Genomic DNA, 25,962 nt, shown 5'->3' with positions numbered 1-25,962 from the left:
GCGTTCGTCCTGAGCCAGAATCAAACTCTCCGTAAATGTCTACATGGCACCCCACCACCCAAAGGCAGCAGAGCAACCGACACACGAAACGGTCCCGATAAGGACCAATCAGATTCGGCTGAATTGTGGCACCGCCTTCCACGGAGGTAGAAGAAACGGCACCAATCTCAACCAAGACCCACCACCTCGGCACCCACACCCCGAACAGGGCATGACCACCTATGATAGCGAGCCATATGGCATCGACTATTTGGCACACTGTTGAGTTCTCAAGGAACAGACGCGCATCTCCTCGAGATCTTTCGATCTCATCCGAGAGGCTTTGTCGTTCTGAATCCTACCTGGCTTTCCGGCCGCTTCCCGCCACCCTCTCGGGCGAGCTGGCTGCGGGCCGGGAGCCCGTCCCCATCCGGCTTCAGGGCGCACGAAGCGCCTGTCAACACGAGCGGGGGTGGCCACCCTAGGGACCAGCCACCGTGGTTCGATCCGCGGTGTCCGTTCCTCCCTCTCGGGCGACATCGAGAACATTACGCGGGTGTTGCGGCGGGTGGCAAATCCCGCCGCGGTGACCCCGGTCACCAGACCGGCTCTGGGAGCATATCCGCAGGTCACGGGCCCGGGAGCGACGACGAACCCCCGCGGCCCGGGGTGGGCGCGGGGGTTCGCCGGGCGGTATGCCGGGATCAGGCGTGCGCGTCGACCACGGCGAGGGTGCGCTTGCCGCGGCGCAGGACCGCCCAACGCCCGTGCAGGAGGTCGTCGGGCGTGAGGACGGCGTCCTCGGAGGCGACGCGCACGTTGTTGACGGAGGCACCGCCCTCGGCGATCGCCCGCCGGGCTGCGCCCTTGCTCGTGACGACCCCGGTGGCCGCCAGCAGGTCGGCGATGCCGTCGCCGGCTGCGCCCGACGCCGACGGCAGCTCGGCGACGGCCGCCGCCAGCGTCGCGGCGTCGAGGTCGGCAAGCGACCCGCGGCCGAACAGCGCCTGGCTGGCGGCGACCACCTGGTCCGCTGCGTGCGACCCGTGCACGAGCGCCGTGACCTCGTAGGCGAGGGCCCGCTGGGCCTCGCGCGCCGCCGGGCGGGCGGCGACGGCGTCGGCAAGCTCCTCGATCTCCTCCCGCGAGCGGAACGAGAACACCTTGAGGTAGCGGATCACGTCGGCGTCGTCGGCGTTGAGCCAGAACTGGAAGAACGCGTACGGGCTGGTGAGCTCCGGGTCCAGCCAGACGGTGCCCGTCTCGGTCTTGCCGAACTTGGTCCCGTCCGACTTGGTGATCAGCGGCGTGGTGAGCGCGTGCACCGACACCCCGTCGGCCTTGCGGATGAGCTCCACCCCGGAGAGCAGGTTGCCCCACTGGTCGCTGCCGCCGGTCTGCAGCGTGATCCCGTGCCGTCGGAACAGCTCCAGGTAGTCCATCCCCTGGAGGATCTGGTAGCTGAACTCGGTGAAGCTGATGCCCGTGTCGCTGTGCAGGCGGCGCGCCACCGTGTCCTTGGCCAGCATCGTGCCCAGCCGGTAGTGCTTGCCGATGTCCCGCAGGAAGTCGATGGCCGATAGGGGTGCCGTCCAGTCGAGGTTGTTCACCATGGTGGCGGCGTTCGGTCCGTCGAAGCGGAGCAGCGGCTCGATCTGCTTGCGGATGCGCTCGACCCAGCCCGAGACGACGTCCCGGTCGTTCAGCGTGCGCTCCCCCGCCATCTTCGGGTCGCCGATGAGACCCGTGGCGCCGCCGACGAGGCCGAACGGGCGGTGGCCGGCGTCCTGCAGGCGCCGGACGGTGAGGATCTGGACGAGGTTGCCGATGTGCAGGCTCGGCGCGGTCGGGTCGAAGCCGCAGTACAGCGAGACGGGGCCGTCGGACAGTGCGGTGCGCAGGTCGTCGAGGTCGGTGGTCTGGGCGATGAGCCCGCGCCACTCGAGCTCGTCGAGGATGTGGTTCACGAGGTCTCCAGGCAGTAGGCCGGCGTGCGCGCGGCGAGGAAGGGGGGCGGAGGCGTGCGGCCGGCGTCGTCGTCCCTCACGGGACGTCTACCGACGCCGGCGCGCGATACGCCGGGCGGTACGCGGAGACCGTGCGCTCGTCGGTGAGCCAGTAGCGCCAGGGGAACCGGGTGCCCTCCCCGCCCACGCCCGAGACACCCACGCGGGGGCCGCTCTTGTGGGTGGGCTGGGCGACGACCTGGTGGCGGTGCAGCACGATGTCGCCGCCGGGCTCAGTGAGGTCCGCGCCGTTGGCGCGCATGTCGAGTCCGAGCGCGACCGCGAGGCGTGCCGGGCCGCGCGCGAGCTGGCGCTCGGAGTCGACGACGCCGACGGCCTCGCGACGCTGCCACGCCAGGGCGGTGCCCTCGACGATCTCGCCGGCGCGCAGGAGCACTGCCGACGGGCTGCCGGTGGGCTGGGTGACGATGTTGAGGCAGTGGTGCAGGCCCAGGTGCCGGTACACGTACAGCCGGCCCGGCTCCGCGAACATCACCGCGTTGCGCGAGGTGCGGCCGCGGTACGCGTGGGAGCCCGGGTCGTCGGCACCGCCGTACGCCTCGACCTCGGTGATCCGGAGCGTGACGTCGCCCTCGGGCGACCGGGTCGTGAGGTAGGCGCCGAGCAGGTCACGGGCGACGGCGTTCACCTCGCGGCTGAACCAGACGCGCGCCGGGACGGCCACGAGCGCACGCGGATCAGCGGCGTCCGGGGTCTCGAGCGGTTCCGACGTGCTCACGCGCCCATCCTGCCGTACGCCTGCGGCCGCACGCTGTCGGATACCACCGCGCCGAACGCGTCCAGACGGAGGTCGGACCGCTCGCGCGTGCGCTCACGGGCGAAGTGCGCGGCCTCGTCGGCCATCCACGCGACCCAGTGCTCGCGCGCGTCGGCGCCGTCGCGGGCCAGGCCACGTTCGAGGCGCAGCTCGGGGGGTGCCTCGACCCAGACCCGCACGACGGCGATCTCGTCGGCCGCCCGCCGCGCCGACCCGCAGCCCTCGAGGACCAGGAGCCCGGGGACCGGCACGTCGACCCACTCGGCGAAGGCGCCTACGGTCCAGTCGTACCGCTGGTAGCGGCCCGGCCGGCCGCGGCGCAGCGGTTCGAGCACCTGCGCCGACAGCCGCGGCCACAGCGAGCCCTCGAGCCCCGACCACCCCTCGTAGAGGTCGTCGAGGTGGAGCACCGCGGATCCGGGAGCCGCGGCCGCGGCGATCGCGGCGGCCGCCGTCGTCTTGCCGGAGCCTGCCGGCCCGTCGACGCAGACCACGCGCACGGGACCGAGTCGGGGCGCGCTGCCCAGGGCCGCCGCCACTACCGACCCGGCGGCAGACGTCAGGCCGTCGTCCACGCCCGGAGGTCCTCGGCACGGCGGCGAGCGTCGCGCAGCTGCACGGCGACCGCGGACGGAGCCGTGCCGCCGATCGCGGAGCGGGACGCGAGCGACCCCTCGACCGTGAGCACGTCGCGCACGCCCGCCGTGAGGTGCGGCGAGATCGCCGCGAGCTCGTCGTCGGTCAGGTCCCACAGCTCGATCGCCGGCTCGTGCTCCTCGCACGCGCGGACGCACGCGCCCGCGACCTCGTGCGCGACGCGGAACGGCACGCCCTGGCGCACCAGCCACTCGGCGATGTCCGTCGCCAGCGAGAAGCCCTGCGGGGCCAGCGACGCCATGCGGTCGGTGTCGAAGGTGAGCGTCTCGACCATGCCCGCGAAGGCGGGCAGCAGGATCGTCAGCTGGTCGACCTGGTCGAAGACCGGCTCCTTGTCCTCCTGCAGGTCGCGGTTGTACGCGAGCGGGAGGCCCTTGAGGGTGGTGAGGAGGCCGGTGAGGTCGCCGATCAGGCGCCCGGCCTTGCCGCGCGCGAGCTCGGCGACGTCCGGGTTCTTCTTCTGCGGCATGATGCTCGACCCCGTGGAGTAGGCGTCGTGCAGCCGCACGAACCCGAACTCCTTGGTGGACCAGAGGATGACCTCCTCGGCGAGCCGCGAGACGTCCACGGCGAGCATCGCGGCGACGAACGCGAACTCGGCGACGACGTCCCGGGATGCCGTCCCGTCGATCGAGTTCTCCACCGGACCGGCGAACCCCAGCTCGGTGGCGACGGCCGCCGGGTCCAGCCCGAGCGACGAGCCGGCGAGCGCACCGGAGCCGTACGGCGACCKGGCGGCGCGCGCGTCCCAGTCGATCCAGCGGGAGACGTCGCGCATGAGCGGCCAGGCGTGGGCCAGCAGGTGGTGGGCCAGCAGGACCGGCTGCGCGTGCTGCAGGTGGGTGCGGCCCGGCATCGGCGCGTCGCCGGCGGCCGTGGCCTGCGCGACGAGGGCGTCGACGACGTCGAGCACCAGACCGGCGAGCGTGCGCGCCTCGTCGCGCAGGTACATCCGCACGAGGGTGGCGATCTGGTCGTTGCGGGACCGGCCGGCGCGGAGCTTGCCGCCGAGGTCCGCCCCGGCCCGCTCGATGAGCCCGCGCTCGAGGGCGGTGTGCACGTCCTCGTCCTCGAGCACCGGCAGGAAGTCGCCGGCGGCGACGTCCGTGCGCAGGCGCTCGAGCGCATCGACCATGCCGACGAGCTCGTCGTCCGTGAGCAGCCCGGCGGCGTGCAGCACGCGGGCGTGCGCGACGGAGCCGGAGATGTCGTGCCCCGCGAGCCGCCAGTCGAAGTGGGTCGACTGCGACAGCGCCTGGAGCGCCTGCGACGGGCCGCCGGCGAACCGCCCGCCCCACAGGGAGACGTTTCCGGCGGGTGCCACCGGTCCGCCGGACGCCGGGCTGAGCTGGTCAGCCACTGATCCCGCCCTGCGACCCGAGGTCCACGCCGTTGCCGAAGCGCACGTCGCGCGCCGCGGCCAGCTTGGACGACAGGCCGTAGATCTCGATGAAGCCCTTGGCCGCCGCCTGGTCGAACGTGTCGCCGGTGTCGTACGTCGCGAGGTTGAAGTCGTACAGGCTGGCGTCCGAGCGGCGGCCGGTGACCGTCGCGCGACCGCCGTGCAGGACGATCCGCACGTCGCCCGACACGTAGCGCTGCGTGTCGTCGACGAACACGTCGAGCGACTTCTTCAGCGGCGAGAACCACTGGCCGTCGTACACCAGCTCGGTCCAGCGCTGCTCGACGCCCCGCTTGAACCGCGCCTGCTCGCGCTCGACGGTGACGTTCTCGAGCTCCTGGTGCGCCGCGATGAGGGCGATCGCGCCGGGGGCCTCGTAGACCTCGCGGGACTTGATGCCGACCAGCCGGTCCTCGACGATGTCGATCCGGCCGATGCCCTGCGCGCCGGCGCGCCGGTTCATCTCCTGGATGGCCTGCAGCGGCGTCACCGGGACGCCGTCGAGGGCGACCGGGACACCGGCCTCGAACGTGATGACGACCTCGTCGGCGACCGGCGGGAACGTCGGGTCGTCCGTGTAGGTGTAGACGTCCTTGGTCGGGCCGTTCCAGATGTCCTCGAGGAAGCCTGTCTCGACCGCGCGGCCCCAGACGTTCTGGTCGATGGAGAACGGGTTGTGCTTCGTCGTCTCGATCGGGAGCGCGTTGCGCGTCGCGAACTCGATGGCCTTGTCGCGCGTCAGCGCGAGGTCGCGGACCGGCGCGAGGCACGTGAGGTCGGGCGCCAGCGACGTGATGCCGACCTCGAAGCGGACCTGGTCGTTGCCCTTGCCCGTGCAGCCGTGCGCGACCGTGGTGGCGCCGAACTGGCGGGCCGCGCGGACCAGGTGCTTGACGATGACCGGACGGGACAGCGCCGAGACGAGCGGGTAGCGGTCGAGGTACAGCGCGTTGGCCTTGAGGGCCGGCATGCAGTACTCGGTCGCGAACTCGTCGCGCGCGTCCGCCACGTACGCCTCGACCGCGCCGCAGTCGAGCGCGCGCTGGCGGATGACCTCGAGGTCCTCGCCGCCCTGGCCGACGTCGACCGCCACGGCGATCACCTCGGCGCCGGTGGCCTCGGCGATCCAGCCGATGCCCACGGAGGTGTCGAGGCCGCCGGAGTACGCGAGGACGACGCGCTCAGTCATTGTTCTTCTCTCTTCGATGTGTGCGTGCTGCTGGGGAGGGTGCTGCGGTCAGTCTGACGGACGGGTGCGCGACGGCGCGTCGGTGGCCAGCGCGAGGAAGCGCGCGGCGAGGGCCGAGCCGGTCTCGCCCTCGCGGGCGATGACCAGCACCGTGTCGTCGCCGGCGATGGTGCCGAGGATCGCGGGCAGGATCGAGTGGTCGATGGCCGAGGCGAGGAACTGCGCGGCGCCCGGCGGCGTGCGCAGSACGRCCAGGTTGCCCGACGCCTCCGCCGTGACCAGGAGCTCGGCGCAGAGCCGGGCGAGGCGGGCGGCGAGCATCTCGTCGTCCGGTCCCGCCGCCGGGGCCCGCAGACCGCCCTCGGCGGGCACCGCGTACGCGAGCGCCCCGGACGGCGTGCGGATCTTCACGGCGCGCAGCTCGACCAGGTCGCGCGACAGGGTCGCCTGCGTGACCGTGACCCCCTCGGCGGCGAGCAGCTCGGCGAGCTGCTGCTGCGAGTGGACGGTGCCGCGGGTGAGCAGCGACGTGACGAGCGCGTGCCGCGCGGCCTTGGTGTGCGGGGCGGTGACGCTCATGCGGACTCCACGAGCCAGCTGAGCAGCGCCTTCTGCGCGTGCAGGCGGTTCTCCGCCTCGTCCCAGACGACCGACTGCGGTCCGTCGAGCACCTCGGCGGTGATCTCCTTGCCGCGGTACGCGGGCAGGCAGTGCAGGACGAGCGCGTCCGGCTGCGCGAGGGCCATGGCCGCCGCGTCGACCCGGAACGGCACGAACGGCGTCTCCCGATCGGCCGCCTCGGCCTCCTGACCCATCGAGACCCACGTGTCCGTGGCGACGGCGTCCGCCCCGGCCACGGCCTCGGCGAGCGTGTGCACCACGGTGACCGACCCGCCCGTCGTGGCCGCGATGGCCGCGGCGTCGGCGAGGATCGCCGCGTCCGGGAGGTAGCCCTCCGGTGTGCCGACGCGCACGTGCAGCCCGGCGGTCGCGCCGCCCAGCAGGTACGAGTGCGCCATGTTGTTGGCGCCGTCGCCGACGTAGGCGAGCGTGCGGCCCGCGAGGCCGCCGACTCCCCCGCGGTGCTGCGCGATCGTGGCGAGGTCCGCGAGGATCTGGCACGGGTGGAAGCTGTCGGTCAGCGCGTTCACCACCGGCACGCCCGCGTGCTCCGCCATCTGCTCGAGCCGGTGCTGGGAGAACGTCCGCCAGACGATCGCCGCGACCTGCCGGCCGAGCACGCGTGCCGTGTCCTCGATCGACTCGCGCTCCCCGATCCGCGCCAGCTTGCCGTCGACGCTCAGCGGGAAGCCGCCGAGCTCCGCGATGCCGGCCGTGAAGGAGACCTGCGTGCGCAGCGTCGGCTTGTCGAAGATCACCGCGACCGCGCGCGGGCCCGTCAGCGGCGTCCGGATGAACCGGTCGTCGCGGAAGGCCAGGGCGAGCTCGAGGACGTCGCGTTGCTCGCGGGGGGTGAGATCGTCGTCGCGCAGGAAGTGCCGGGTCATGCCGGGTCACCGCCGCCCAGGTCGCCGGGAGCACAGCCGTCGCGCAGGAACTGGCGGATCGCCAGGTCACCGCCGCCCAGGTCGCCGGGAGCACAGCCGTCGCGCAGGAAGTGGCGGGTCATGCGAGGTCCCGCGGGAGGGTGGCGAGGAAGTCGACGAACGTGCCGGCCTGCTCCTGCGTCAGCAGGAACGGCGGGGCGAGCCGGATGGTCGTCGGCGTGCACGGGTTGACGATGAACCCGGCCTGCAGGGCGCGCTCGGCGACGTCGGCGGCGACCGGTGCCGTGAGCTCGATCCCGATGAGAAATCCTTCGCCGCGCACCTCCCCGACGAGGGGGTGCCCGAGCGCGGCGATCTGCTCGCGCAGGGCCGCTCCGAGCCGGCCGACGTGGGTCAGCAGCCCGTCGCGCTCGATCACGGCGATCGTGGCCAGGCCCGCGACGGAAGCCACCGGGTTGCCGCCGAACGTGGTGCCGTGCTGGCCGCGGCCGAGCAGCGTCGCCGTCCGGTCGCCGTAGGCGATCAGCGCCCCGACGGGGAACCCGCCGCCGAGCCCCTTCGCCACGGTCACGGCGTCGGGCAGGATGCCGCCGCCGATGTGCGGGTGCTGGTGCGCGAACCAGGCGCCGGTGCGGCCCATGCCGGTCTGCACCTCGTCGAGGATGAGCAGGGCACCGTGCTCGGTGGTGAGTCGCCGCGCGAGCTCGAGGTACCCCGGCGGCAGCGGCCGGACGCCGGCCTCCCCCTGGATCGGCTCGACGAAGAGTGCCGCGACGCGGTCGCCCCCGTCGGCGAACGCGGCCCGCAGCGCGTCGGCGTCGCCGAACGGAACGAACTCGACGCCGCCGGGGAGCGGCTCGAACGGCTCGCGGTACGCAGCCTTGTGCGTCAGCGCCAGGGCGCCCATCGACCGGCCGTGGAACGCGCCCTCGAGCGCGAGGATGCGGGGCCGGTCCGTGCCACCGTTGCGGCGGGCGAGCTTGAACGCGGCCTCGTTGGCCTCGGTCCCGGAGTTGGTCAGGAACACGCGCGAGCCCGCGGGGGCGCCCGCGAGGCCGAGCAGCCGCTCGGCGAACGCGATCTGCGTGGGGCTGGCGAAGAAGTTGGAGACGTGGCCGAGCGTGCCCAGCTGGGCGCTGATCGCCGCGGTCAGGGTCGGGTGCGCGTGACCGAGCGAGTTGACCGCGATGCCGCCGAGGAGGTCGAGGTACCGGTTGCCGTCGGCGTCCCAGACGTAGGGGCCCTCGCCGCGGACCAGCACGCGCTGCGGCGCACCGAACGTGTCCATCAGGGCGTGCGTGTAGCGGTCGGTCCACTGGGCGACCGAGCCGTCGGAGGCGGGCACCGGGAGCGACGCGTCGGCGCTCTCCGGGGACCGGTGCCGGGCCCGCACGTTCTCGACGGTCATGAGGTCACCTCGGGGTCGTGGGGGATGACGGGGATCGGGGCCGTGAACGGCGCGTCGGCCGGCTCCTCGTCGGGCAGCACCATGGTGCCGATGCCGTCGCTGGTGAACACCTCGACCAGGATCGAGTGGGGGGCGCGCCCGTCGATGACGTGGGCACGGCCGACGCCGCCCTCGACGGCACGCCAGCAGGCCTCCATCTTCGGTCGCATGCCGGCGTCCAGCCCGGGCAGCATCTCGGCGAGCGCGCTGGCGCTCAGGCGGCGGACCAGGGAGCCCTTGTCCGGCCAGCGCGTGTAGAGGCCCTCGACGTCGGTGAGCACGATGAGCTTGCGGGCACCGAGCGCGACCGCCAGCGCCGCGGCGGCCGTGTCGGCGTTCACGTTGAGCACCGTGGTCGGGTCGTCGAGGTCGGGCGCGACCGTGGAGACCACGGGGATCCGCCCGGCGTCGAGCAGGTCCAGCACGGCGCCCGGGTTGACCTTGACCACGTCGCCGACGAGGCCGATGTCGACGCTCTCGCCGTCGACCACCGCGCTGCGACGCCGGGCCTGGAACAGCCCGCCGTCCTCGCCCGAGAGCCCGACCGCGTGGGGTCCGTGGGCGTTGAGCAGCCCGACGAGCTCGCGCGAGACCTGTCCGGTGAGCACCATCCGGACGACGTCCATGGCCTCGGGCGTGGTCACGCGCAGGCCGCCGCGGAACTCCGACTCGATGCCGAGCCGGTCGAGCATCGCGTTGATCTGCGGTCCCCCGCCGTGCACGACCACGGGCTTGAGGCCGACCTGCCGCAGGAACACCATGTCCTCGGCGAACGCCCGCTTGAGGTCCTCGTCGATCATGGCGTTGCCGCCGTACTTCACGACGACGAGCGCGCCGGCGAACTTCTGCAGCCACGGCAGGGCCTCGATGAGGACCTCCGCCTTCTGGTCGGCACGCAGGTCCGTGCGGGTGTTGAACGTGAAGTCGGTCATGTGGAGTACGCGCTGTTCTCGAGGACGTAGTCGTGCGTGAGGTCGTTGGTCCAGACGGTGACCACCTCGCCGCCCGCGTGCAGGTCGATGAGCACGTGCACCTCGCGGTGCGCGGCCAGGTCGACCTCGGAGCGCGGCCGGAACGCGGCGCCTGCCCGGCAGACCTGGACGCCGTTGATCGAGACGTCGAGCTGGGCCGGGTCGAACGCCGCGATGCTCTCCGGCACGGTGCCGACCTGCGCGAGCACGCGTCCCCAGTTGGGGTCGTTGCCGAAGATGGCTGCCTTGAACAGGTTGGACCGGGTGACGGCCCGAGCGACCGCGAGCGCGGCCTCCTCCGTCTCGGCGCCCATGACGGTCACCGCGATGTCGTGCGACGCGCCCTCGGCGTCCGCCACCAGGGCCCTCGCGAGCTCGCCGCAGACCTGGGTCAGCGCCGCGGTGAAGCCGGCGGGGTCGGGGACAGACCGGCTGGCGCCGGACACCAGGAGGGTCACCGTGTCGGACGTCGACATGCAGCCGTCGGAGTCCACGCGGTCGAAGGTCTGGGACGTCGCGGTGCGCAGCGCGGCCGCGGCGGTCTCGGCGTCCACGACGGCGTCCGTGGTGAGGACGCAGAGCATCGTGGCCAGGCCCGGGGCGAGCATGCCCGCGCCCTTGGCCATGCCGCCGACGGTCCACTCGCCGCGGTCGCCGTCGATGTGCAGGTGCGCGGTCTTGGGGACGGTGTCGGTGGTCATGATCGCGACCGCGGCGTCCGGGCCGCCGTCGGGCGACAGGGCCTCGACTGCGAGGTCGACCCCGGCGAGGAGCGTGTCGATGGGCAGCCGCTCACCGATCAGGCCGGTGGAGCAGACCACGACGTCGCCCGCCGAGATCTCCAGGGCGGCGCCGACCTTCTCGGCCGTCGCGTGCGTGTCCTGGAAGCCGTCGGGGCCGGTGCACACGTTCGCGCCGCCGGAATTGAGGACGACGGCGCTCACGACACCGTCCGCGATCACCTGACGGGACCAGACGACCGGCGCGCCGACGACGCGGTTCGTCGTGAAGACCGCCGCGGCCGCCTGGGACGGTCCGTCGTTGACGACGAGCGCGAGGTCGGGGCGACCCGACGCCTTGAGCCCGGCGGTGACGCCGGACGCGCGGAACCCCGCCGCCGCGGTGACGCCGGGCGAGGGCAGGGCGAACGTCTCGGTGGTCACGGTGCGACTCCGTCCAGAGAGAGGCCGAGCGTCTCGGGGAGCCCGAGCGCGAGGTTGAGGGACTGCAGGGCGCCTCCCGCGGTGCCCTTGACCAGGTTGTCGATGGCGGTGACGGTGACGACGCGGCCGGCGCGCTCGTCGACCGCGACCTGCACGAGGGCGGTGTTGGCGCCCAGCGTCGCCGCCGTCGTCGGCCACTGCCCCTCGGGCAGCAGGTGGACGAACGGCTCGTCGGCGTAGGTCTGCTCCCACGCGGCGCGGACGCTGCTCGGGTCGACGCCCTCGGCCAGGCGGGCGGTCGCGGTCGCGAGGATGCCCCGGCTCATGGGCACCAGCGTCGGCGTGAACGAGATCGTCACGTCCGCCGCGCCCGCCGACCGCAGGTTCTGCGCGATCTCGGGGATGTGCCGGTGCGTGCCGCCCACCGCGTACGGCTGCGCGTTGCCCAGGGCCTCCCCCGCCAGCAGGTGCGGTTTGAGCGACTTGCCCGCGCCCGAGTACCCGTTGGCCAGCACCGCGACGAGGTCCGTCGGCTCGATCAGGCCGGCGGCGACGCCCGGCTGCAGCCCGAGGGACACGGCGGTCACGTTGCAGCCCGGCACCGCGATCCGGCGTGCGCCGCTGAGCAGGGACCGCTGCCCTGTGGCTACCCGCTCGCCGTGGTGCAGCAGCTCCGGCAGCCCGTAGGGCCAGGTGCCCGCGTGCGCGCTGCCGTAGAACGCCTCCCAGTCGGCCGCGTCGACCAGCCGGTGGTCCGCGCCGAGATCGACGACGACGGCCGAGTCCCCCCGGGCGGCCAGCTCGGCGGCGATGGCTCCGCTGGCGCCGTGCGGGAGCGCGAGCACGACGACGTCGTGGCCGGCGAGGGCGTCGACGCCGGTGGGCTCGAGGACGCGGTCGGCCAGCGAGCGCAGGTGCGGCTGGTGGGCCCCGAGCAGGGTGCCCGCGTTGGAGTGCGCCGTGAGGGTCCCGATCCGGGCCTCGGGGTGGGCGAGGAGCACGCGGAGCATCTCGCCGCCGGCGTACCCGCTGGCACCCGCGACCGCGACCGTGAACGTCATGTGCATGAACATACACGCGGATGTACGAAGATACGAACGCCGTTCCGGGAAGATGCCGTCGGGCCCCCGCGTTGCCGCCAACGTGCGCGCTATCCAGGCCTCCGCCCCGGGCGGTCCCGACGTCCTCGAGCTCGTCGACCTCCCCGACCCCGAGCCGGCCGCCGACGAGGTCCTCGTCCGCCTCGCCGCCGCCGGGGTCAACTTCATCGACACCTACCGCCGTGGCGGGGCCTACCCGATGCCGTTCCCCCACGTGGTGGGCTCGGAGGGCGCGGGAGAGGTCGTCGCCGTCGGCGACGACGTCGCCGAGATCGCCGTCGGCGACCGCGTGGCGTGGTCGGCGTCGCCGGGCTCGTACGCCGAGCTGGTGAGGGTCCGTGAGTCGCAGGCCCTGCTCGTGCCCGAGGGCGTCTCCGACGAGGTCGCCGCCGCGCTGCCGCTGCAGGGCATGACCGCCCACTACCTGGTCACCTCGACGTTCCCGGTCGACGACGGGCACGACATCCTCGTGCACGCGGCCGCGGGCGGCGTCGGCCTCCTGCTCACCCAGCTCGCCGCGCAGCGCGGCGCTCGCGTCATCGCGACCGTGGGCAGCGCCGAGAAGGAGCGCCTCGCGCGCGAGGCCGGCGCCGCGGAGGTCATCCGGTACCGCGAGCTCGACGACCTGACCCGTGACCTGCCGGCCGAGGTCCGGGCCCTGACCGACGGACGCGGCGTGCACGCGGTCTTCGACTCGGTGGGCAAGGACACGTTCGACGCGTCGCTGGCCTCGCTGCACCGACGCGGCACGCTCGTGCTCTTCGGCGCGTCGTCGGGCGCCGTCCCGCCGTTCGACCCCCAGCGGCTCAACGCCGCGGGCTCCGTCTTCCTCACCCGCCCCAAGCTCGACGACCACACGGCGACCCGCGACGAGCTGACGTGGCGCGCGCGCGAGCTGTTCGACGCCGTCCGTGGGGGCGCGCTCGACGTGCGGGTCGGCGCCACGTTCCCCCTGGCCGATGCGGCCGACGCCCACCGCGCGCTCGAGTCGCGGTCCACCACCGGAAAGGTCCTTCTCCTCCCGTGACGCTCTCAGTCCTGTCCCCCGTCCGCACGCTCACCGTCGAGGTCTGGTCCGACATCGCGTGCCCGTGGTGCTTCATCGGCAAGCGGCGCTTCGCGACCGCGCTCGCCGGCTTCCCCCACCGCGACCACGTCGAGGTGACCTGGCGGTCGTACGAGCTGTCGCCCACCACGCCCGTCGGCCCCGGTCGGCCCGAGCTGGACGCGCTGGCCGAGCACAAGGGCATCCCGGTCGACCGCGTGAAGCAGATGTTTGCCCAGGTCACCGCCGTGGCCGCCGGCGAGGGGCTCGCCTATGACTTCGACCGGGCCCTCGCGGTCAACACGTTCGCCGCGCACCGCCTGGTCCACCTCGCCCACAGCACGGGCGGCGCCGACCTGGCCGAGCGGACGCTCGAGGCGTTGTTCTCCGCGCACTTCGAGCACGGTGCGGACCTGGGCGACGACGAGACCCTCGTGCGGATCGTCAGCGGCGCCGGGCTCGATGCGGAGGCAGCGCGCGCTGCGCTGGACAGCGACGAGGGCGCGGACGCCGTGCGTGCCGACGAGGACGAGGCGCGCGCGCTCGGAGTGACGGGTGTGCCGTTCTTCGTCGTCGACCGTCGCGTCGCCGTCTCGGGGGCGCAGCCCGCGGAGGTCTTCACGCAGCTGCTCGAGGCCGGCTGGCGCGAGGCGAACCCGCTCCAGACGCTGGCCGCCGCGGACCCCGACGCCGCCGCGTGCGTCGACGACTCGTGCGCGATCTGACGCTGCGCGAGGTCGTCGACGCCGACCTGGCCGTGCTGGCCGACCTCAACGACGCCGCCGCGCCGGCCGTGAACGCGCTCGGGCTCGCCGGGCTGACGGCGCACGTCCCGGTGTGCGAGCTCGCGCTCGTCGCGGAGTCCGACGGGGAGCTCCTCGGGTTCCTCCTCGCGCTCGCCCCGGGCGCCGACTACGCGAGCGAGAACTACCAGTGGTTCTCGGGGCACGTGCCCGGCTCGCTCTACGTCGACCGGATCGTGGTCGCGCCGGCCGCGCACGGTCGCGGGGTCGGGCGCGGGCTGTACGAGGCGGTCGACGCCCGGGCCCGCGAGCTCGGCCTCGGCGTCGTGACGTGCGAGGTCAACCTCGAGCCCCCGAACCCGCAGTCGCTCGCGTTCCACGAGCGGCTGGGCTTCGGACGCGTGGGCGAGCAGGCGACGAAGGGCGGCGCGGTGGTCGTCGCGCTGCTGTCGCGCGCCGTCGTCTGACGATCGCGCCGGCTACGCGCGAAGGCCCGCGCCCCTSAGGGGACGCGGGCCTTCGTGCGTACGGGTCAGCGGGTGCTGACCGGCGCGCTCGTGCTCGGCGACACGTTGGCCGTGTCGGACGGGACGAACGTCGCCGTGTAGGTGTGCTTGCCCGACGGCACGGTGCCGACGGCGACCCCCAGCACCACGTTCAGCCGCTTGACGACCGTGGTGCCCTCGCGGATCTCGACCGTGCCGGACGGCACCCGTCCGTTGTCGCCCGAGACCGTCGCGATCGCGAACGACGGGACGAACAGGAACCCGCGGGTGACCGACAGGCCGGTCGTCGTCGTCACCTTGTTCACCGTCACCGTCACCGGTGCCGACTCGGAGCCGGTGACCGTCGCGTCGCCGGCGAACCGGGCGACGACCGCGTAGGTGCCGGCCGGCGTGGACGAGGCCAGCCGCAGCGTGGCCGTGCCGCCGTCCAGCGGCGCCGTACCGAGGACCGTCTCTCCGGCGACGAACTCGACCGAGCCGGTCACCGGCACGTCGGCCGTGACCGTCGCGGTGAGCGCCACCCGCGACGACGAGCCGTACACCTGGCTCGACGGCGCCGCCGTGAGCGTGGTGGTCGAGGACGGCACCCCGGCCTCCACCGTCAGCGGGAGCGTCACCGTGGTGCCGCTCGGGCTCGCCACCAGCGTCAGGGTGTGCTCGCCGGCGCTGGTACCGGCCGGGATCGTCACCGACACGTCGGCGTTGCCCGCCGTGACGGTCGCCGTCCCGATCGACGTGTCGTCGAGCCGCACGTCCAGGCTGGTGTTGAGCGGCGAGCCGAGGCTCGTCAGGTCCAGCTTGGTGACCGGGAACGCGAGCGTGTCACCCGCCGTGACGGACGCCGGGACCGCCGGCACGCCGACCGCCTGGCGGGCGAAGTCCGGGGCCAGCCCGGGGTGCGCCTGCAGGTAGGCGATCCAGCCGTCACGGTCGACGAGGCCCGAGTCGCGGGCGTCCGTCCCCTGCGCCACGACGCGGAAGTTGTCGCCGCCCGTGGTGAGGAACGAGAACGTGCCGATGCGGTAGCTGGCGGCCGGGTCGATCGGCTCGCCGTTCACCGTGATGGACGTGATGTGCGATCCCGCGGGGGCCGCGGCGTCGTACGTGTACGTCACGTTGTCCGACAGCCCGAGCTGGAGGTACGACCGGGACGGGACGGTGCCGTCCGCGTTCGTCTGCCACTGCTGCTCGAGCATCACCTTGAACTGAGCGCCCGTGAGCGACGTGGTCCAGAGGTTGTTGACGAACGGCAGCACGCTGTTGGCCTCGGCCGTGGTGACGACGCCGTCCGGCGCGTAGTACAGCTCCGCGCGCAGACCGCCCGGGTTGACCACGCCGATCTCCGCGCCGCCGAGGTTCTCCGGCGCCAGGGTGTCCCGCAGCGCGTTCGCCACGAGGTCGCCCAGCGTCGACTCGCTCGCGCGGTCGTCGCGCGCGGTCACCGCGGCCGTGTACCCCGACGGCCCGTAGGTTCCGCCCGTGAAGGCGGTGGTGATGTCGGCCGTGACCGACCCGACCGGGACCGACCCGACCGTGCTCGCGTAGGCGAGCGCCGCGTTCACGATCGTGTTGACCTGCGCGACCCGGGGGTACTTCGCGACGAGCGCCGCCGCGAAGGCCGCCTCGTTCTGGGCCGGGGTGTTGCCGGCGACGACGGGTGCGACGAGGCGAGGCACGTTCTTCTGCGTGTGCGCGACGACCTCGCCGGTGCTCGGGTCGAACGTCAGCACGACCTCGCCGATGTACTCGCCATAGCTGCCGGTCTGCAGAACCGGACGCGTCTTGCCGGGCTCGCCCGGGACCGGCCCGGACCACGCGTACTGCTGGTGCGTGTGCCCGGTGAAGATCGCGTCCACGCTGGCCGCGGTCTCGTCGACGATCTTGGCGAACGCGCCGCCCTGGGCGACCTCGTCCTCCAGGGTGCCGTTGGGCAGTCCCTCGCTGGCGCCCTCGTGGTAGCTGGCCACGAGGACGTCGGCCTCGCCGTTGGCCTCGTTGCCGTCGCTCAGCTGCGCGGCCACGCGGTTCACGGCGTCGACCGGGTCGCCGATGTCGATCTGGGTGATGCCGCCGGGGCTGACCAGCGACGGGGTCTCGCCCGTCACCGCTCCGATGACGCCGACCTTGACGCCGCCCATGTCGAGGATCGAGTACTCCGGCAGCGCCGGGGTCGTCGTGCCCTTGAGGTAGACGTTCGCGCCGAGGTAGTCCCAGTTCGCCTTGGGGACCACGCGGTCCGTGAGGTCCGCGAAGCCCTTGTCGAACTCGTGGTTGCCCACGGCGGACGCGTTGAGCTCGAGGGCATTGAGCACGTCGATCGTGGGCTGGTCCTGCTGGACCGCCGACGCGAACAGCGAGGCGCTGATGTTGTCGCCCGCGGAGACGAACGCGACCGGGTTGCCGGCGGCGATCGCCGCCGCCTTCTCCTGCTCGACCGTGCCCGCGAACTTCACCGTGTTGGCGTCGATCCGTCCGTGGAAGTCGTTGATGTCGAGCAGCGTGAGGTCCACCGGCTTGGCGGCGCCGTTCACCAGGCCGACGACCACCGGGTCGTGGTCCGAGGACCGGTACGCGTCGGGCGCGTAGTACAGCGTGCCGTGGTAGTTGTACCGGTCGTACTCGAGCGCGATGGACTCCTCGGCGTTGATCTCCCAGATGTCCGCGCCCGTCGCCCGCTCGAGCGCGGGGCCGTTGAGCAGCACGTGGTCCAGCGAGCCGGACAGGCCGCTGAACGAGTACGAGTACTGCCCGTCCGCGAGCGCCGTCGCGGCGTCGGTGTACCCGGCGTCGTACAGCGTCTGCAGCGGGTCCTCGCGCGTGTACGAGTTGAAGTCGCCGACGAGCGCGACGGACTTCGCGTCACCCTGCACCGTCGGGATCCAGTCGCGCAGCGCCTGGGCCTGACGGACGCGCGACTCGTTCGAGGCGCCCTGCCCGTCGCCGGTGTCGGCGTCGCCCGGCCACGGACCCGCCGAGCCCTTGGACTTGAGGTGGTTGACGGYGACGAAGAACGGCTCGCCTCCGCCCGCCGGCGTGAAGATCTGGCCGATCGGCTCGCGCGCGTTGCCGAACGCCTGGTCGTCGCCGCTCAGCGTGCCGAGCGCGCGCGACGGGCCGGTGCGCTCCACGGCGGCCGGCTTGTAGATCAGCGCGTTGGTGATGACGTCCATCTCGGCGGCCGGCGGGAGCTCCGACGACGACGGGACGAATGCCCAGACGTCCGAGCCGGCCGCCGTGTTGAGCGCGTCGACCAGGGTGCCGAGCGCCTCGTCCGGCACGCCGTCGACCGTCGCGGAGTTCTCGATCTCGAGGAGGCCGACGACGTCCGCGTCGAGCGCGTTGATCGCCGCGACGATCTTGTCCTGCTGCCGCTTCAGGTCAGCCGGGTCCCACGCCCCGCGGGGCGCGCAGCCGGAGTTGACCGTGACCGGGTCGCCGGTGCGGTCGTTGTAGGACGTGCAGCCGGTGGTCTGCGCGCCGAGCGTCGTGAAGTAGTTCAGCACGTTGAACGACGCGATCTTCAGGTCGCCGCCGACCGCGGCCGGGGCCGTCGTCCGGTCGTTCTCGAACGTGACGGCGGCGGGACCGGGCTGCGTCGGGTTGAGCTTCCACACGTTGTTGCGGAAGTCGAGGATCACGGGCGCCGTGATCGTCGCGGACGCGCCGACGCGGACAGGGTTGGTCAGGCTCACGTAGGGCGGGGTCAGGCCCGAGCTCGCCGCCGACAGGAAGTTGGTGGACGAGCCGTCGTCGAGCACGACACCGCGCGCGGCGTTGTCGGCGGCGGCGGCCAGCGCCTCGGCGGACCCGGGCCGGCCCACCTCGGTGGGCTGGAGCAGCGGGAGGGTGCCTGCCGCGAGGCCGACCTCGCCGTACTGGTTCGTCGAGTACGTGTTGGAGATGGTCAGGTCGCCGGTCGGCTGGAAGAGCATCGACTCGAGCGCCTCGCGGGCGGCGTCCGTGGTGGGCCACGCGGCCGAGACCGGCGTCACCGCGGCGGCCGCGGGGAGCTTCACGAGGTCGGCGGCCGCGGCGACCGTGAGCTCGGTCAGCCCGTTGAACTCGGAGACGACGCCGGTGACCTGCACGTGGTCACCGATGGCCACCAGCCCTGCGGTCGCGGACGAGAAGACGAAGACCGCATCGGACGCTCCCGGCGTCGTGTCGGGTCCCGGGGTCTGGATCACGTAGCCGTTCAGGCCGCCCGTGGGGTAGGCGGCCGTGACGACGCCGTCCGTGGTGACGGTCGCGCCGGCGAGGGGCGAGGTCGCGCCCGCGCCCTGGATCTGCGCGATCGTCGCGACCGTCGGGGTCACCGGTCCGGTGCCGCCGACGACGCCCGGCGTCGGGTTGGCCGCGGCGAAGTCCGCTGCGTTGTCCGCCGTGTTGGCCGACGTCGCGTTGCGCGTCACGGCCTGGGTGTTCGAGGCGCCGACGGCCGGTCCGCTGCCCGCGAACCCGGTGGCCGTGGAGCCGTACCCGACGAAGTCGACCACCTGGTCGAGCGCGGGGCAGGCCGACCCGGTGCAGGACAGCGCGGTGGAGGAGCTGACGAGCGCGACCTTGCCCGCCGTACCGCTCAGGGCGAGCGTGCCGGTCACCGCCCCGGTCACCGGCGTGGTGCCGCCCGCGCCCGCGGCCTCGACGACGACGTAGGCCGCGCCGGGCTGGATCACCCCGGTCAACGCGGTCGTCGCCCAGGACGACCCGGCCGCCGACGCGTACTGCACGGACCAGCCCGAGACGTCGACCGGCGCGGTGCTCGCGTTCACCAGCTCGATGAAGTCGTTGGTCAGGGTGGCGCCGCTGTTGCCGCCGCCCCCGTACACCTCGTTGATCAGGACCCGTGGCGTCGTGCCGACGGCGGCCTGGGCCGAGCCCGCCACCATCACACCGCCCGTCAACGCCAGAGCGAGGGCTGCGACGCCCCCGCTGAACGACTTCATGGCACGGCGCACGTCGAGCTCTCCTTCGTCGGGGAACGTCAGCGGCCGCTCGTGGCGGCCGGGGACCACCCTCCGTGATCGCCCGATTTGCCGCAACTACTCCCGGGTAACTATTGGGTTAACTCCTCCCATGACCGCGGTCCCGACCGCTACGACGCACGAAGGCCCCCGCGACCGGCGGGTCGCGGGGGCCTTCGTCGGGCCACGTCAGGCGCGCAGCGTCGCCCCGAACCGGCGGTGCGCCTCGGCGACGACCGCCGCGCGGACCGCGGCCGCCTCCTGCGCGGTCAGCGTGCGATCGTCGGCCCGCAGGCGCAGCGAGAACGCGAGCGACTTGCGACCGTCACCCACCTGCGCGCCGGTGTAGACGTCGAACAGGCGGGCGTCCTCCAGGACCTCGCCCGCCCCGGTCCGCACCGCGTCGAGGACGTCCGCCGCCGGCACCGACGCGTCGACCACGAGGGCGATGTCCTCCTTGGCGACGGGGAACGTCGACACCGGCACCGCCTGCACCGGCTCGGGCGACGCCGCCGCGAGCAGCACGTCGAGGTCCAGCTCGAACGCCGACGCGCGCGCGGGCAGCCCGAGCGTCGCCACGACGTTCGGGTGCAGCTCGCCCGCGTGGCCGACGAGCGTGCCGTCGACCGTGGTGAGCCGCGCGCACCGGCCGGGGTGCCACGGCGGGTGCTCGGCGTCGGCCGTCGCGACGAGCTCGACGCCGACCACCTCGGCCACCAGCCGGGCGGCCGCGATCGCGTCGGTGTGGTCGGCCCGACGACCGCTCCCCCACCAGCCGRCAGGCTCCCGCTGCCCCGCCATGACACCGGCCACGCGGCGCGGCTGCGGCGGCACGGCGGCGTCCAGCGCCGCCAGCTCGTCGTCGGACGGCCGCACGCCGCCGGGCAGCCGCGGCGCGGCCGGCGCGTCGACGACCGGCCGGGTGACCAGCCCGAGCTCGAAGACCGCCAGGTCGCCGTTCCCGCGGGCGACGTTGCGCCGCGCCGTGTCCAGCAGCGTGACCAGCAGGTTGGTGCGCAGGAACGGCTGCTCGTCGGAGAGCGGGTTGACCAGGCGGACGGCACGACGCCGGTCGTCGTCGGCCGGCAGGCCCAGGGCATCGAGCTGAGCGGTACCGACGAACGGGTAGCTGAGAACCTCGACCAGGCCGAACTCAGCGAGGGCGCGCGCGACCGAGCGGCGGGTCCGCTGCTCGGCCGTGAGGCCGGCGCCGGCCGGTGCGGCGGGCACGATCGACGGGATCTCGTCGTACCCGCGCAGCCGTGCCACCTCCTCGACCAGGTCGACGCCCACGACGAGGTCCGGCCGCCACGACGGGGGCTGCACGCGCACCACGCCGGGGCCGGCGTCGGCGATCCGGCACCCGATCGCCGCGAGCGTCTCGCGCACCTGGTCGGGCGTGTACGGCACACCGACCAGCCGCGCGGGCAGGTCGAGGTCGAGGTCGAACGGCGGCGCGGGCACCCGCTCGTCGACGTCGGTGAGCGTCGGGTCGGCGACGCCGCCGCCGAGCTCCACGAGGAGCGCCACCGCGCGCGCGACCGCCACCGGCGGCAGCGCGGGGTCCACCCCGCGCTCGAACCGCTTGGCCGCCTCGCTGGGCAGCTTGTGGCGGCGCGCGGTGCGCGCGACCGTGATGGGGTCGAAGTGGGCCGCCTCGACCAGCAGGTCGGTGGTCGACGCGCTGACCTCGCTGTCCCCGCCGCCCATGACGGCCGCGAGCCCGATGGGCCGGGACCCGCGCGCGCCGTCCGGGCTGTCGGTGATGAGCAGGTCCTCGGGGTCCAGCAGCCGCTCGACGTCGTCGAGCGTCCGGATCTTCTCGCCCGGGGCTGCGCGCCGCACGACGATCGGCTCGGCCAGGTGCGTCAGGTCGTAGGCGTGCAGGGGCTGGCCGAGGTCGAGCATGACGTAGTTGGTCACGTCGACCGCGAGCCCGATCGGCCGCATCCCGGCCTGCTGCAGGCGGCGCTGCATCCACGCCGGCGACGGGTCGGTCGCCCGGACGCCGCGCACGACCTGCGCGACGAACCGGTCGGCGCCCGGCAGACCGTTCACCGGAGCGGCGTCGTCGATCTCGACGGCGAAGCCCCCGCCCGCCGGCGGGAGGTCCGACGTGGGCAGCCCGTGGTCGGTGAAGGCCGCACCCGTCGATAGGCTGTACTCCCGGGCGACCCCGCGCATCGAGAAGCAGTACCCGCGGTCGGGGGTCACGTTGATCTCGAGCACCTCGTCGCCGAGGCCCAGCAGCTCGCGCGCGTCGGTGCCGACCTCGGGATCGAGCCCGAGCGTCGACAAGACGATGATCCCGGCGTGGTCCTCGCCCAGGCCGAGCTCACGCGCCGAGCAGATCATGCCGTCGGAGACGTGCCCGTACGTCTTGCGCGACGCGATGGGGAACGGCCCAGGGAGCACGGCGCCGGGCAGCGCGACCACCACCTTGTCCCCGACGGTGAAGTTGTGCGCGCCGCAGACGATGCCCCGGGGAGCACCGCCCGGCTCGTTGTGGTCCGGGCCCACGTCGACGCGGCACCAGTTGATCGTCTTGCCGTTCTTCTGCGGCTCCGGCGTGAGCTCCACGACCGTGCCGACGACGAGCGGACCGGACACGGCGGCGGGGTGGATCGCCTCCTCCTCGAGCCCGACGCGGACCAGGTCCGCCGCGAGCTGCTCGGCGGTCAGGCCCACGGGGAGCTCGACGTGCTCGGCGAGCCACGTCAGGGGGATGCGCGGCATCAGATCTCCGTCCCGAACTGCGTGGAGAAGCGGACGTCGCCCTCCACCATGTCGTGCATGTCAGCGATGCCGTGGCGCAGCATCAGGGTGCGCTCGATGCCCATGCCGAACGCGAAGCCCGAGTAGACGTCCGGGTCGACGCCGCACGCGCGCAGCACGTTCGGGTTGACCATCCCGCAGCCACCCCACTCGATCCAGCCGGGACCGCCCTTCTTCTGCGGGAACCAGAGGTCCATCTCCGCGCTGGGCTCGGTGAACGGGAAGAACGACGGCCGCAGCCGGGTGCGCGCCTCGGGGCCGAAGATCGCGCGCGCGAAGTGGTCGAGCGTCCCCTTCAGGTGCGCCATCGTGAGGCCCTTGTCGACCGCCAGGCCCTCGACCTGGTGGAACACGGGCGTGTGCGTGGCGTCGAGCTCGTCGGTGCGGAACACCTTGCCGGGGCAGGCGATGTAGACGGGCAGCTCGCGCTCGAGGAGGGTGCGCGCCTGCACGGGCGACGTGTGGGTGCGCAGCACCAGACCGGGGCTGTCGACGAAGAACGTGTCCTGCATCTGCCGCGCCGGGTGGTCTACGCCGAAGTTGAGTGCGTCGAAGTTGAACCACTCGGCCTCGAGCTCGGGGCCCTCGGCGATCTCCCAGCCCATCGACACGAAGATGTCGGCGATGCGCTCGGACAGCGTCTCCAGCGGGTGCCGCGCGCCCCGCGGTCGACGGTCGGTGGGCAACGTGACGTCGACGGACTCCTCGACGAGCACGCGCAGGTCGCGCTCCGCCTCGAGCTCGGCCTGCCGCTGCGCGAGGGCGGTGGCGAGGCGGCCCTTGGCCTGGCCGAGCAGCTTGCCGGCCACGGCCTTGTCGGCGGGAGCGAGGCCGCCGATGGCACGGTTGGCGAGCGCGATCGGGCTGCGCTCCCCCACGTGCTCCAGTCGTGCGGTCTTGAGGGCGTCGAGGTCGTCGGCGGCCGCGAGGGCCTTCAGCGCGGCCTCGACAGCGGCCTCGACGCCCACGGCGTCGAGCGGGGACAGGGCGGTGTCGTCGGACATCCTGACCTTCCAGTGCGTTCTTGGGCGGCCGGCACACGGCACGGCCGAGGCCCGCACGCGAGGGCGCGCCGACCAGCGGACAAGTCTAGAGGCGCCCGATCCGGGACTGTGCGGCCTGTCCAGCGGTGGACGGCCTGCTCAGGTGCGCGTCAGCGCTGCCCGGGAACGGGCCCGGGAAATCGACGACCACCGGCCGCCTGCGCACGCGCTGTCATGCGGGCCATCCTGCCACGACCACCGTCACCGGCCGAGCGCACAGCGCTCGACGGGCTCGTAGAGCGGGCCGCCGCCGCGCCCGGCACCGGGACGCGACGACACGAGCACCAGCTCGTCGACCTGCCAGCGCGGCCCGTCGTACACCGCGAGCGCCCGGACGAGCCCCGCGGCGACGTCCTCGTCCCCCGGTCCTTGCAGATCAGGCCGCTGACCGGGACGGTCCGGGCGCGACGACCGCCGCCGCGGCGGTCGGCTCCCCGGACGCACCCGACCGACCGTGAGGTGCGGACGGTCCCGCGGGCGATTGTCGGCCGCGGCGCCCGCCGCCTCGCCGGCCTCGACGCACGCCAGGCCGAGCGCGCGCTGGGCGGCGAGCTCTCCGGCGACACCCACCCAGAGGGTGCGGTGCGAGAACACCCCGGCGCCGTGCAGCCCGAGCTGGTACGGCTGGATCGCCGCGGCGGCCTCCGCCAGGTCGGCGACCAGGCCCGGCACCGCGCCGTCCGGGAGGTCCCCGTAGAACGCCACCGTGAGGTGCCACGTCTGGCGAGCCGACCAGCGCACGGCGGACGACAGCCCGGACGGCGCCCCGCGCACGGACGCGAGCGCGAGGTCGAGGTGGTCGAGCACGTGCTCGGGGGGCCAGACGGCGGCGAAGAGCCTCACCGCTGCGCCCGCGAGCTCGCGTAGAGGCAGACGGTCGCGGCCGTCGCGAGGTTGAGCGACTCGGCCCGACCGCGGATGGGCACCCGGACCACCGCGTCCGCCAGCGCGCGGTCCTCGTCGCGCAGGCCCCACGCCTCGTTGCCGAAGACCCACGCCGTCGGGCGCGCGAGGTCGGGCACCCCGTCGGGCGCGTTCCCCGCGACGTCGAGCAGGTCGTCCAGGTCGTGCACGCCGGCACCGTCGGCCGCCAGCACGGCGAGCCCCGCGGCGCGGAACGCCTCGATCGCGGGAGCGAGGTCGACCCCGGTGACCACGGGCAGGTGGAACAGCGAGCCGGCCGTGGACCGGACCACCTTGGGGTTGTGCACGTCGACGCTCTGCGCGGTGAGCACGGCCGCGTCGGCTCCTACGGCGTCCGCGGCGCGGATCACGGTGCCCGCGTTCCCGGGGTCCCGCACATGGGCCAGGACGGCCACGAGCCGCGGCGGGCCGGCCAGCACCGACCCGAGGGTGTGGGTCGTGAGGGCGGCCACCGCGACGACCTCCTGGGCGTCCGGGCTCATCGCGGCGAGCACCTCGGCCGTCCCGACGTGCACCCGGACGTGGCGCTCGCGCGCGGCGTCGACGATCTCGGCGTAGCGCTGCGCCGAGGCGGCGGTGAGGTACACGTCCTGCACGTCCGCTGCGAGCACGGCCTCGCGGACCGACTGCGGGCCCTCGACGACGAACCGCCCCGCGCGCTGGCGCACGGCGCGTCCGGCCAGCGCGCGCACGGCCTTGACGCGCTCGGCGCGGGGGTTGGTCAGGATCTCGTCGGCCACGGGGACATCATGCCCGGGGGACGACGAAGCCCCCGGCGAGTCCGTGGACTCCGGGGGCTCCGGGTGCTTCGAGCCGCCGCCCGGCCCCGCGGCGGCGGGGCGGGCGGTCGGGCTCAGCAGACGAGGGTCACGCAGCCTTCGGCGCGTTGACGTCCTCGGGCAGGGCTGCCTTGGCGGCGGCCACGAGCGTGTTGAACGTCGCGGCGTCGTTGACGGCGAGGTCGGCCAGCACGCGGCGGTCCACCTCGATGCCCGCGAGCTTCAGGCCCTGGATCAGGCGGTTGTAGGTCAGGCCCTGCTCGCGGGACGCAGCGTTGATGCGCTGGATCCACAGCTTGCGGAAGTCCTGCTTGCGCACCTTGCGGTCGCGGTACGCGTAGACGAGGGAGTGGGTGACCTGCTCCTTCGCCTTCCGGTACAGGCGCGACCGCTGACCGCGGTAGCCCGCAGCGCGCTCGAGGGTTGTACGGCGCTTCTTCTGGGCGTTGACCGCCCGCTTCACGCGTGCCACGTGATGCTCCTTGCTTGTCTCAGGCTCGGGCCGAGTGACCGGGGCGCCAGGGCGCCCCCGGGATCACTTACCGAGCAGCTTCTTGATCTTCGGGGCGTCTGCGGCGGAGACGACGACGTCGCCGGCGATGCGGCGCGTGCGACGGCTCGACTTGTGCTCGAGCAGGTGGCGACCGCCGGCCTGCTCGCGCATGACCTTGCCGGTCCCGGTGACCCGGAAGCGCTTCTTGGCACCGGAGTGCGTCTTGTTCTTCGGCATGGCTGCCGTGTCTCCTTGTCGTTCACATCGCACGGGTTCGTACGACTCGTCTGGTGCGGTCCGACCGGTGGGCCGGGCCGTCCGTTCGTGCTGGTTCAGCTGGCCTCTTCCGAGGCCGTCGTGCTGGTCTGTGCCTTCGCCGGGCCCGGCCGCGGCGTGGGCCGCGGGGTGCCGGTCGGCTTGGGGGTGGCGGGCTTCGGCGCTGCTGCGACGGGCGCAGCGGGCGTGCTGCTGCGACGGGCGCAGCGGGCGT

At 73.5% G+C, this 25,962-nt stretch carries 22 protein-coding genes; 3 read left to right on the top strand and 19 right to left on the bottom strand.

The features are described 5' to 3' along the window. Positions 1-683 precede the first annotated feature (683 nt). The 12 genes from tyrS to argC all read right to left on the bottom strand — a co-directional run bounded on the left by tyrS (position 684) and on the right by argC (position 12,161). Positions 684-1,946 (bottom strand): tyrosine--tRNA ligase, encoded by a 1,263-nt coding sequence (gene tyrS / locus AC1DQC_RS18290; RefSeq protein WP_477052658.1) that lies wholly within the window; start codon positions 1,944-1,946, stop codon positions 684-686. Between the two features lie 76 nt (positions 1,947-2,022). Next, positions 2,023-2,724 carry a DNA-3-methyladenine glycosylase gene (locus AC1DQC_RS18285; protein WP_477052657.1) on the bottom strand — a complete coding sequence of 234 codons (702 nt, stop codon included), beginning with the start codon at positions 2,722-2,724 and terminating at the stop codon, positions 2,023-2,025. After that, positions 2,721-3,338 carry a nucleoside/nucleotide kinase family protein gene (locus AC1DQC_RS18280; protein ID WP_477052656.1) on the bottom strand — a complete coding sequence of 206 codons (618 nt, stop codon included), beginning with the start codon at positions 3,336-3,338 and terminating at the stop codon, positions 2,721-2,723. Before AC1DQC_RS18280 ends, AC1DQC_RS18285 begins: the two co-directional genes overlap by 4 nt. Next, complete coding sequence (gene argH, locus AC1DQC_RS18275; protein ID WP_477052655.1) at positions 3,323-4,780, bottom strand: argininosuccinate lyase; 1,458 nt, start codon at positions 4,778-4,780, stop codon at positions 3,323-3,325. Before argH ends, AC1DQC_RS18280 begins: the two co-directional genes overlap by 16 nt. Then, complete coding sequence (locus AC1DQC_RS18270; RefSeq protein WP_477052654.1) at positions 4,773-6,011, bottom strand: argininosuccinate synthase; 1,239 nt, start codon at positions 6,009-6,011, stop codon at positions 4,773-4,775. The genes argH and AC1DQC_RS18270 overlap by 8 nt, the downstream gene beginning before the upstream one ends. A 48-nt stretch (positions 6,012-6,059) precedes the next feature. Further along, on the bottom strand, positions 6,060-6,590 hold the full coding sequence (locus AC1DQC_RS18265; RefSeq protein WP_477052653.1) for an arginine repressor: 531 nt from the start codon (positions 6,588-6,590) through the stop codon (positions 6,060-6,062). Beyond that, positions 6,587-7,519, bottom strand: a complete 933-nt coding sequence (gene argF / locus AC1DQC_RS18260; protein ID WP_477052652.1) for an ornithine carbamoyltransferase — start codon at positions 7,517-7,519, stop codon at positions 6,587-6,589. The genes AC1DQC_RS18265 and argF overlap by 4 nt, the downstream gene beginning before the upstream one ends. Further along, positions 7,516-7,641, bottom strand: coding sequence for a hypothetical protein (locus AC1DQC_RS18255; protein WP_477052651.1), 126 nt, complete (start codon positions 7,639-7,641; stop codon positions 7,516-7,518). Before AC1DQC_RS18255 ends, argF begins: the two co-directional genes overlap by 4 nt. Further along, complete coding sequence (locus AC1DQC_RS18250; protein WP_477052650.1) at positions 7,638-8,927, bottom strand: acetylornithine transaminase; 1,290 nt, start codon at positions 8,925-8,927, stop codon at positions 7,638-7,640. Before AC1DQC_RS18250 ends, AC1DQC_RS18255 begins: the two co-directional genes overlap by 4 nt. Then, on the bottom strand, positions 8,924-9,898 hold the full coding sequence (gene argB, locus AC1DQC_RS18245) for an acetylglutamate kinase (protein WP_477052649.1): 975 nt from the start codon (positions 9,896-9,898) through the stop codon (positions 8,924-8,926). The genes AC1DQC_RS18250 and argB overlap by 4 nt, the downstream gene beginning before the upstream one ends. Next, the gene (argJ, locus tag AC1DQC_RS18240) at positions 9,895-11,100 is read right to left on the bottom strand and encodes a bifunctional glutamate N-acetyltransferase/amino-acid acetyltransferase ArgJ (protein WP_477052648.1); all 1,206 of its coding nucleotides are present in this window, start codon (positions 11,098-11,100) and stop codon (positions 9,895-9,897) included. Before argJ ends, argB begins: the two co-directional genes overlap by 4 nt. Then, the gene (gene argC, locus AC1DQC_RS18235) at positions 11,097-12,161 is read right to left on the bottom strand and encodes an N-acetyl-gamma-glutamyl-phosphate reductase (protein ID WP_477052647.1); all 1,065 of its coding nucleotides are present in this window, start codon (positions 12,159-12,161) and stop codon (positions 11,097-11,099) included. Before argC ends, argJ begins: the two co-directional genes overlap by 4 nt. 82 nt (positions 12,162-12,243) lie before the next feature. Between argC and AC1DQC_RS18230 the strand changes: the two genes are divergently transcribed. Genes AC1DQC_RS18230 through AC1DQC_RS18220 form a run of 3 tightly spaced genes read left to right on the top strand, consistent with a single transcriptional unit; the run spans position 12,244 to position 14,455 of the window. Beyond that, complete coding sequence (locus tag AC1DQC_RS18230; RefSeq protein WP_477052646.1) at positions 12,244-13,227, top strand: quinone oxidoreductase family protein; 984 nt, start codon at positions 12,244-12,246, stop codon at positions 13,225-13,227. Continuing rightward, the gene (locus AC1DQC_RS18225; protein WP_477052645.1) at positions 13,224-13,970 is read left to right on the top strand and encodes a DsbA family oxidoreductase; all 747 of its coding nucleotides are present in this window, start codon (positions 13,224-13,226) and stop codon (positions 13,968-13,970) included. Before AC1DQC_RS18230 ends, AC1DQC_RS18225 begins: the two co-directional genes overlap by 4 nt. Then, positions 13,958-14,455 (top strand): GNAT family N-acetyltransferase, encoded by a 498-nt coding sequence (locus tag AC1DQC_RS18220; protein ID WP_477052644.1) that lies wholly within the window; start codon positions 13,958-13,960, stop codon positions 14,453-14,455. Before AC1DQC_RS18225 ends, AC1DQC_RS18220 begins: the two co-directional genes overlap by 13 nt. Before the next feature lie 65 nt (positions 14,456-14,520). Here AC1DQC_RS18220 and AC1DQC_RS18215 read toward each other — a convergent pair whose 3' ends face one another. From AC1DQC_RS18215 to rpmI, 7 genes are all read right to left on the bottom strand, one after another. Continuing rightward, the gene (locus AC1DQC_RS18215) at positions 14,521-19,440 is read right to left on the bottom strand and encodes an ExeM/NucH family extracellular endonuclease (protein WP_477052659.1); all 4,920 of its coding nucleotides are present in this window, start codon (positions 19,438-19,440) and stop codon (positions 14,521-14,523) included. A gap of 207 nt (positions 19,441-19,647) precedes the next feature. Beyond that, the gene (gene pheT / locus AC1DQC_RS18210; protein WP_477052643.1) at positions 19,648-22,194 is read right to left on the bottom strand and encodes a phenylalanine--tRNA ligase subunit beta; all 2,547 of its coding nucleotides are present in this window, start codon (positions 22,192-22,194) and stop codon (positions 19,648-19,650) included. Continuing rightward, positions 22,194-23,237, bottom strand: coding sequence for a phenylalanine--tRNA ligase subunit alpha (gene pheS / locus AC1DQC_RS18205; RefSeq protein ID WP_477052642.1), 1,044 nt, complete (start codon positions 23,235-23,237; stop codon positions 22,194-22,196). Before pheS ends, pheT begins: the two co-directional genes overlap by 1 nt. A 240-nt stretch (positions 23,238-23,477) precedes the next feature. Then, positions 23,478-24,119, bottom strand: a complete 642-nt coding sequence (gene thpR / locus AC1DQC_RS18200) for an RNA 2',3'-cyclic phosphodiesterase (RefSeq protein ID WP_477052641.1) — start codon at positions 24,117-24,119, stop codon at positions 23,478-23,480. Further along, a complete protein-coding gene (locus AC1DQC_RS18195) occupies positions 24,116-24,940 on the bottom strand; it encodes a TrmH family RNA methyltransferase (RefSeq protein WP_477052640.1) in 825 nt (274 codons plus the stop codon). The genes thpR and AC1DQC_RS18195 overlap by 4 nt, the downstream gene beginning before the upstream one ends. Before the next feature lie 127 nt (positions 24,941-25,067). Next, positions 25,068-25,451, bottom strand: coding sequence for a 50S ribosomal protein L20 (gene rplT, locus AC1DQC_RS18190; RefSeq protein ID WP_055921876.1), 384 nt, complete (start codon positions 25,449-25,451; stop codon positions 25,068-25,070). A gap of 63 nt (positions 25,452-25,514) precedes the next feature. Then, positions 25,515-25,709, bottom strand: coding sequence for a 50S ribosomal protein L35 (gene rpmI / locus AC1DQC_RS18185; RefSeq protein WP_370505309.1), 195 nt, complete (start codon positions 25,707-25,709; stop codon positions 25,515-25,517). Positions 25,710-25,962: the final 253 nt, after the last annotated feature.

It is taken from the genome of Cellulomonas sp. P4_H12, from assembly GCF_056400905.1.
The sequence above is the reverse complement of the archived record's forward strand: the minus strand, read 5'-3'. Positions and strand labels throughout refer to the sequence as shown.

Bases quoted from the DNA above. Each gene is read 5' to 3' on its own strand.
- AC1DQC_RS18270 (WP_477052654.1), bottom strand. From the start codon at position 6,011: ATGACTGAGCGCGTCGTCCTCGCGTACTCCGGCGGCCTCGACACCTCC.
- argF (WP_477052652.1), bottom strand. From the start codon at position 7,519: ATGACCCGGCACTTCCTGCGCGACGACGATCTCACCCCCCGCGAGCAA.
- AC1DQC_RS18255 (WP_477052651.1), bottom strand. From the start codon at position 7,641: ATGACCCGCCACTTCCTGCGCGACGGCTGTGCTCCCGGCGACCTGGGC.
- AC1DQC_RS18250 (WP_477052650.1), bottom strand. From the start codon at position 8,927: ATGACCGTCGAGAACGTGCGGGCCCGGCACCGGTCCCCGGAGAGCGCC.
- argB (WP_477052649.1), bottom strand. From the start codon at position 9,898: ATGACCGACTTCACGTTCAACACCCGCACGGACCTGCGTGCCGACCAG.
- argC (WP_477052647.1), bottom strand. From the start codon at position 12,161: ATGACGTTCACGGTCGCGGTCGCGGGTGCCAGCGGGTACGCCGGCGGC.
- pheS (WP_477052642.1), bottom strand. From the start codon at position 23,237: ATGTCCGACGACACCGCCCTGTCCCCGCTCGACGCCGTGGGCGTCGAG.
- rpmI (WP_370505309.1), bottom strand. From the start codon at position 25,709: ATGCCGAAGAACAAGACGCACTCCGGTGCCAAGAAGCGCTTCCGGGTC.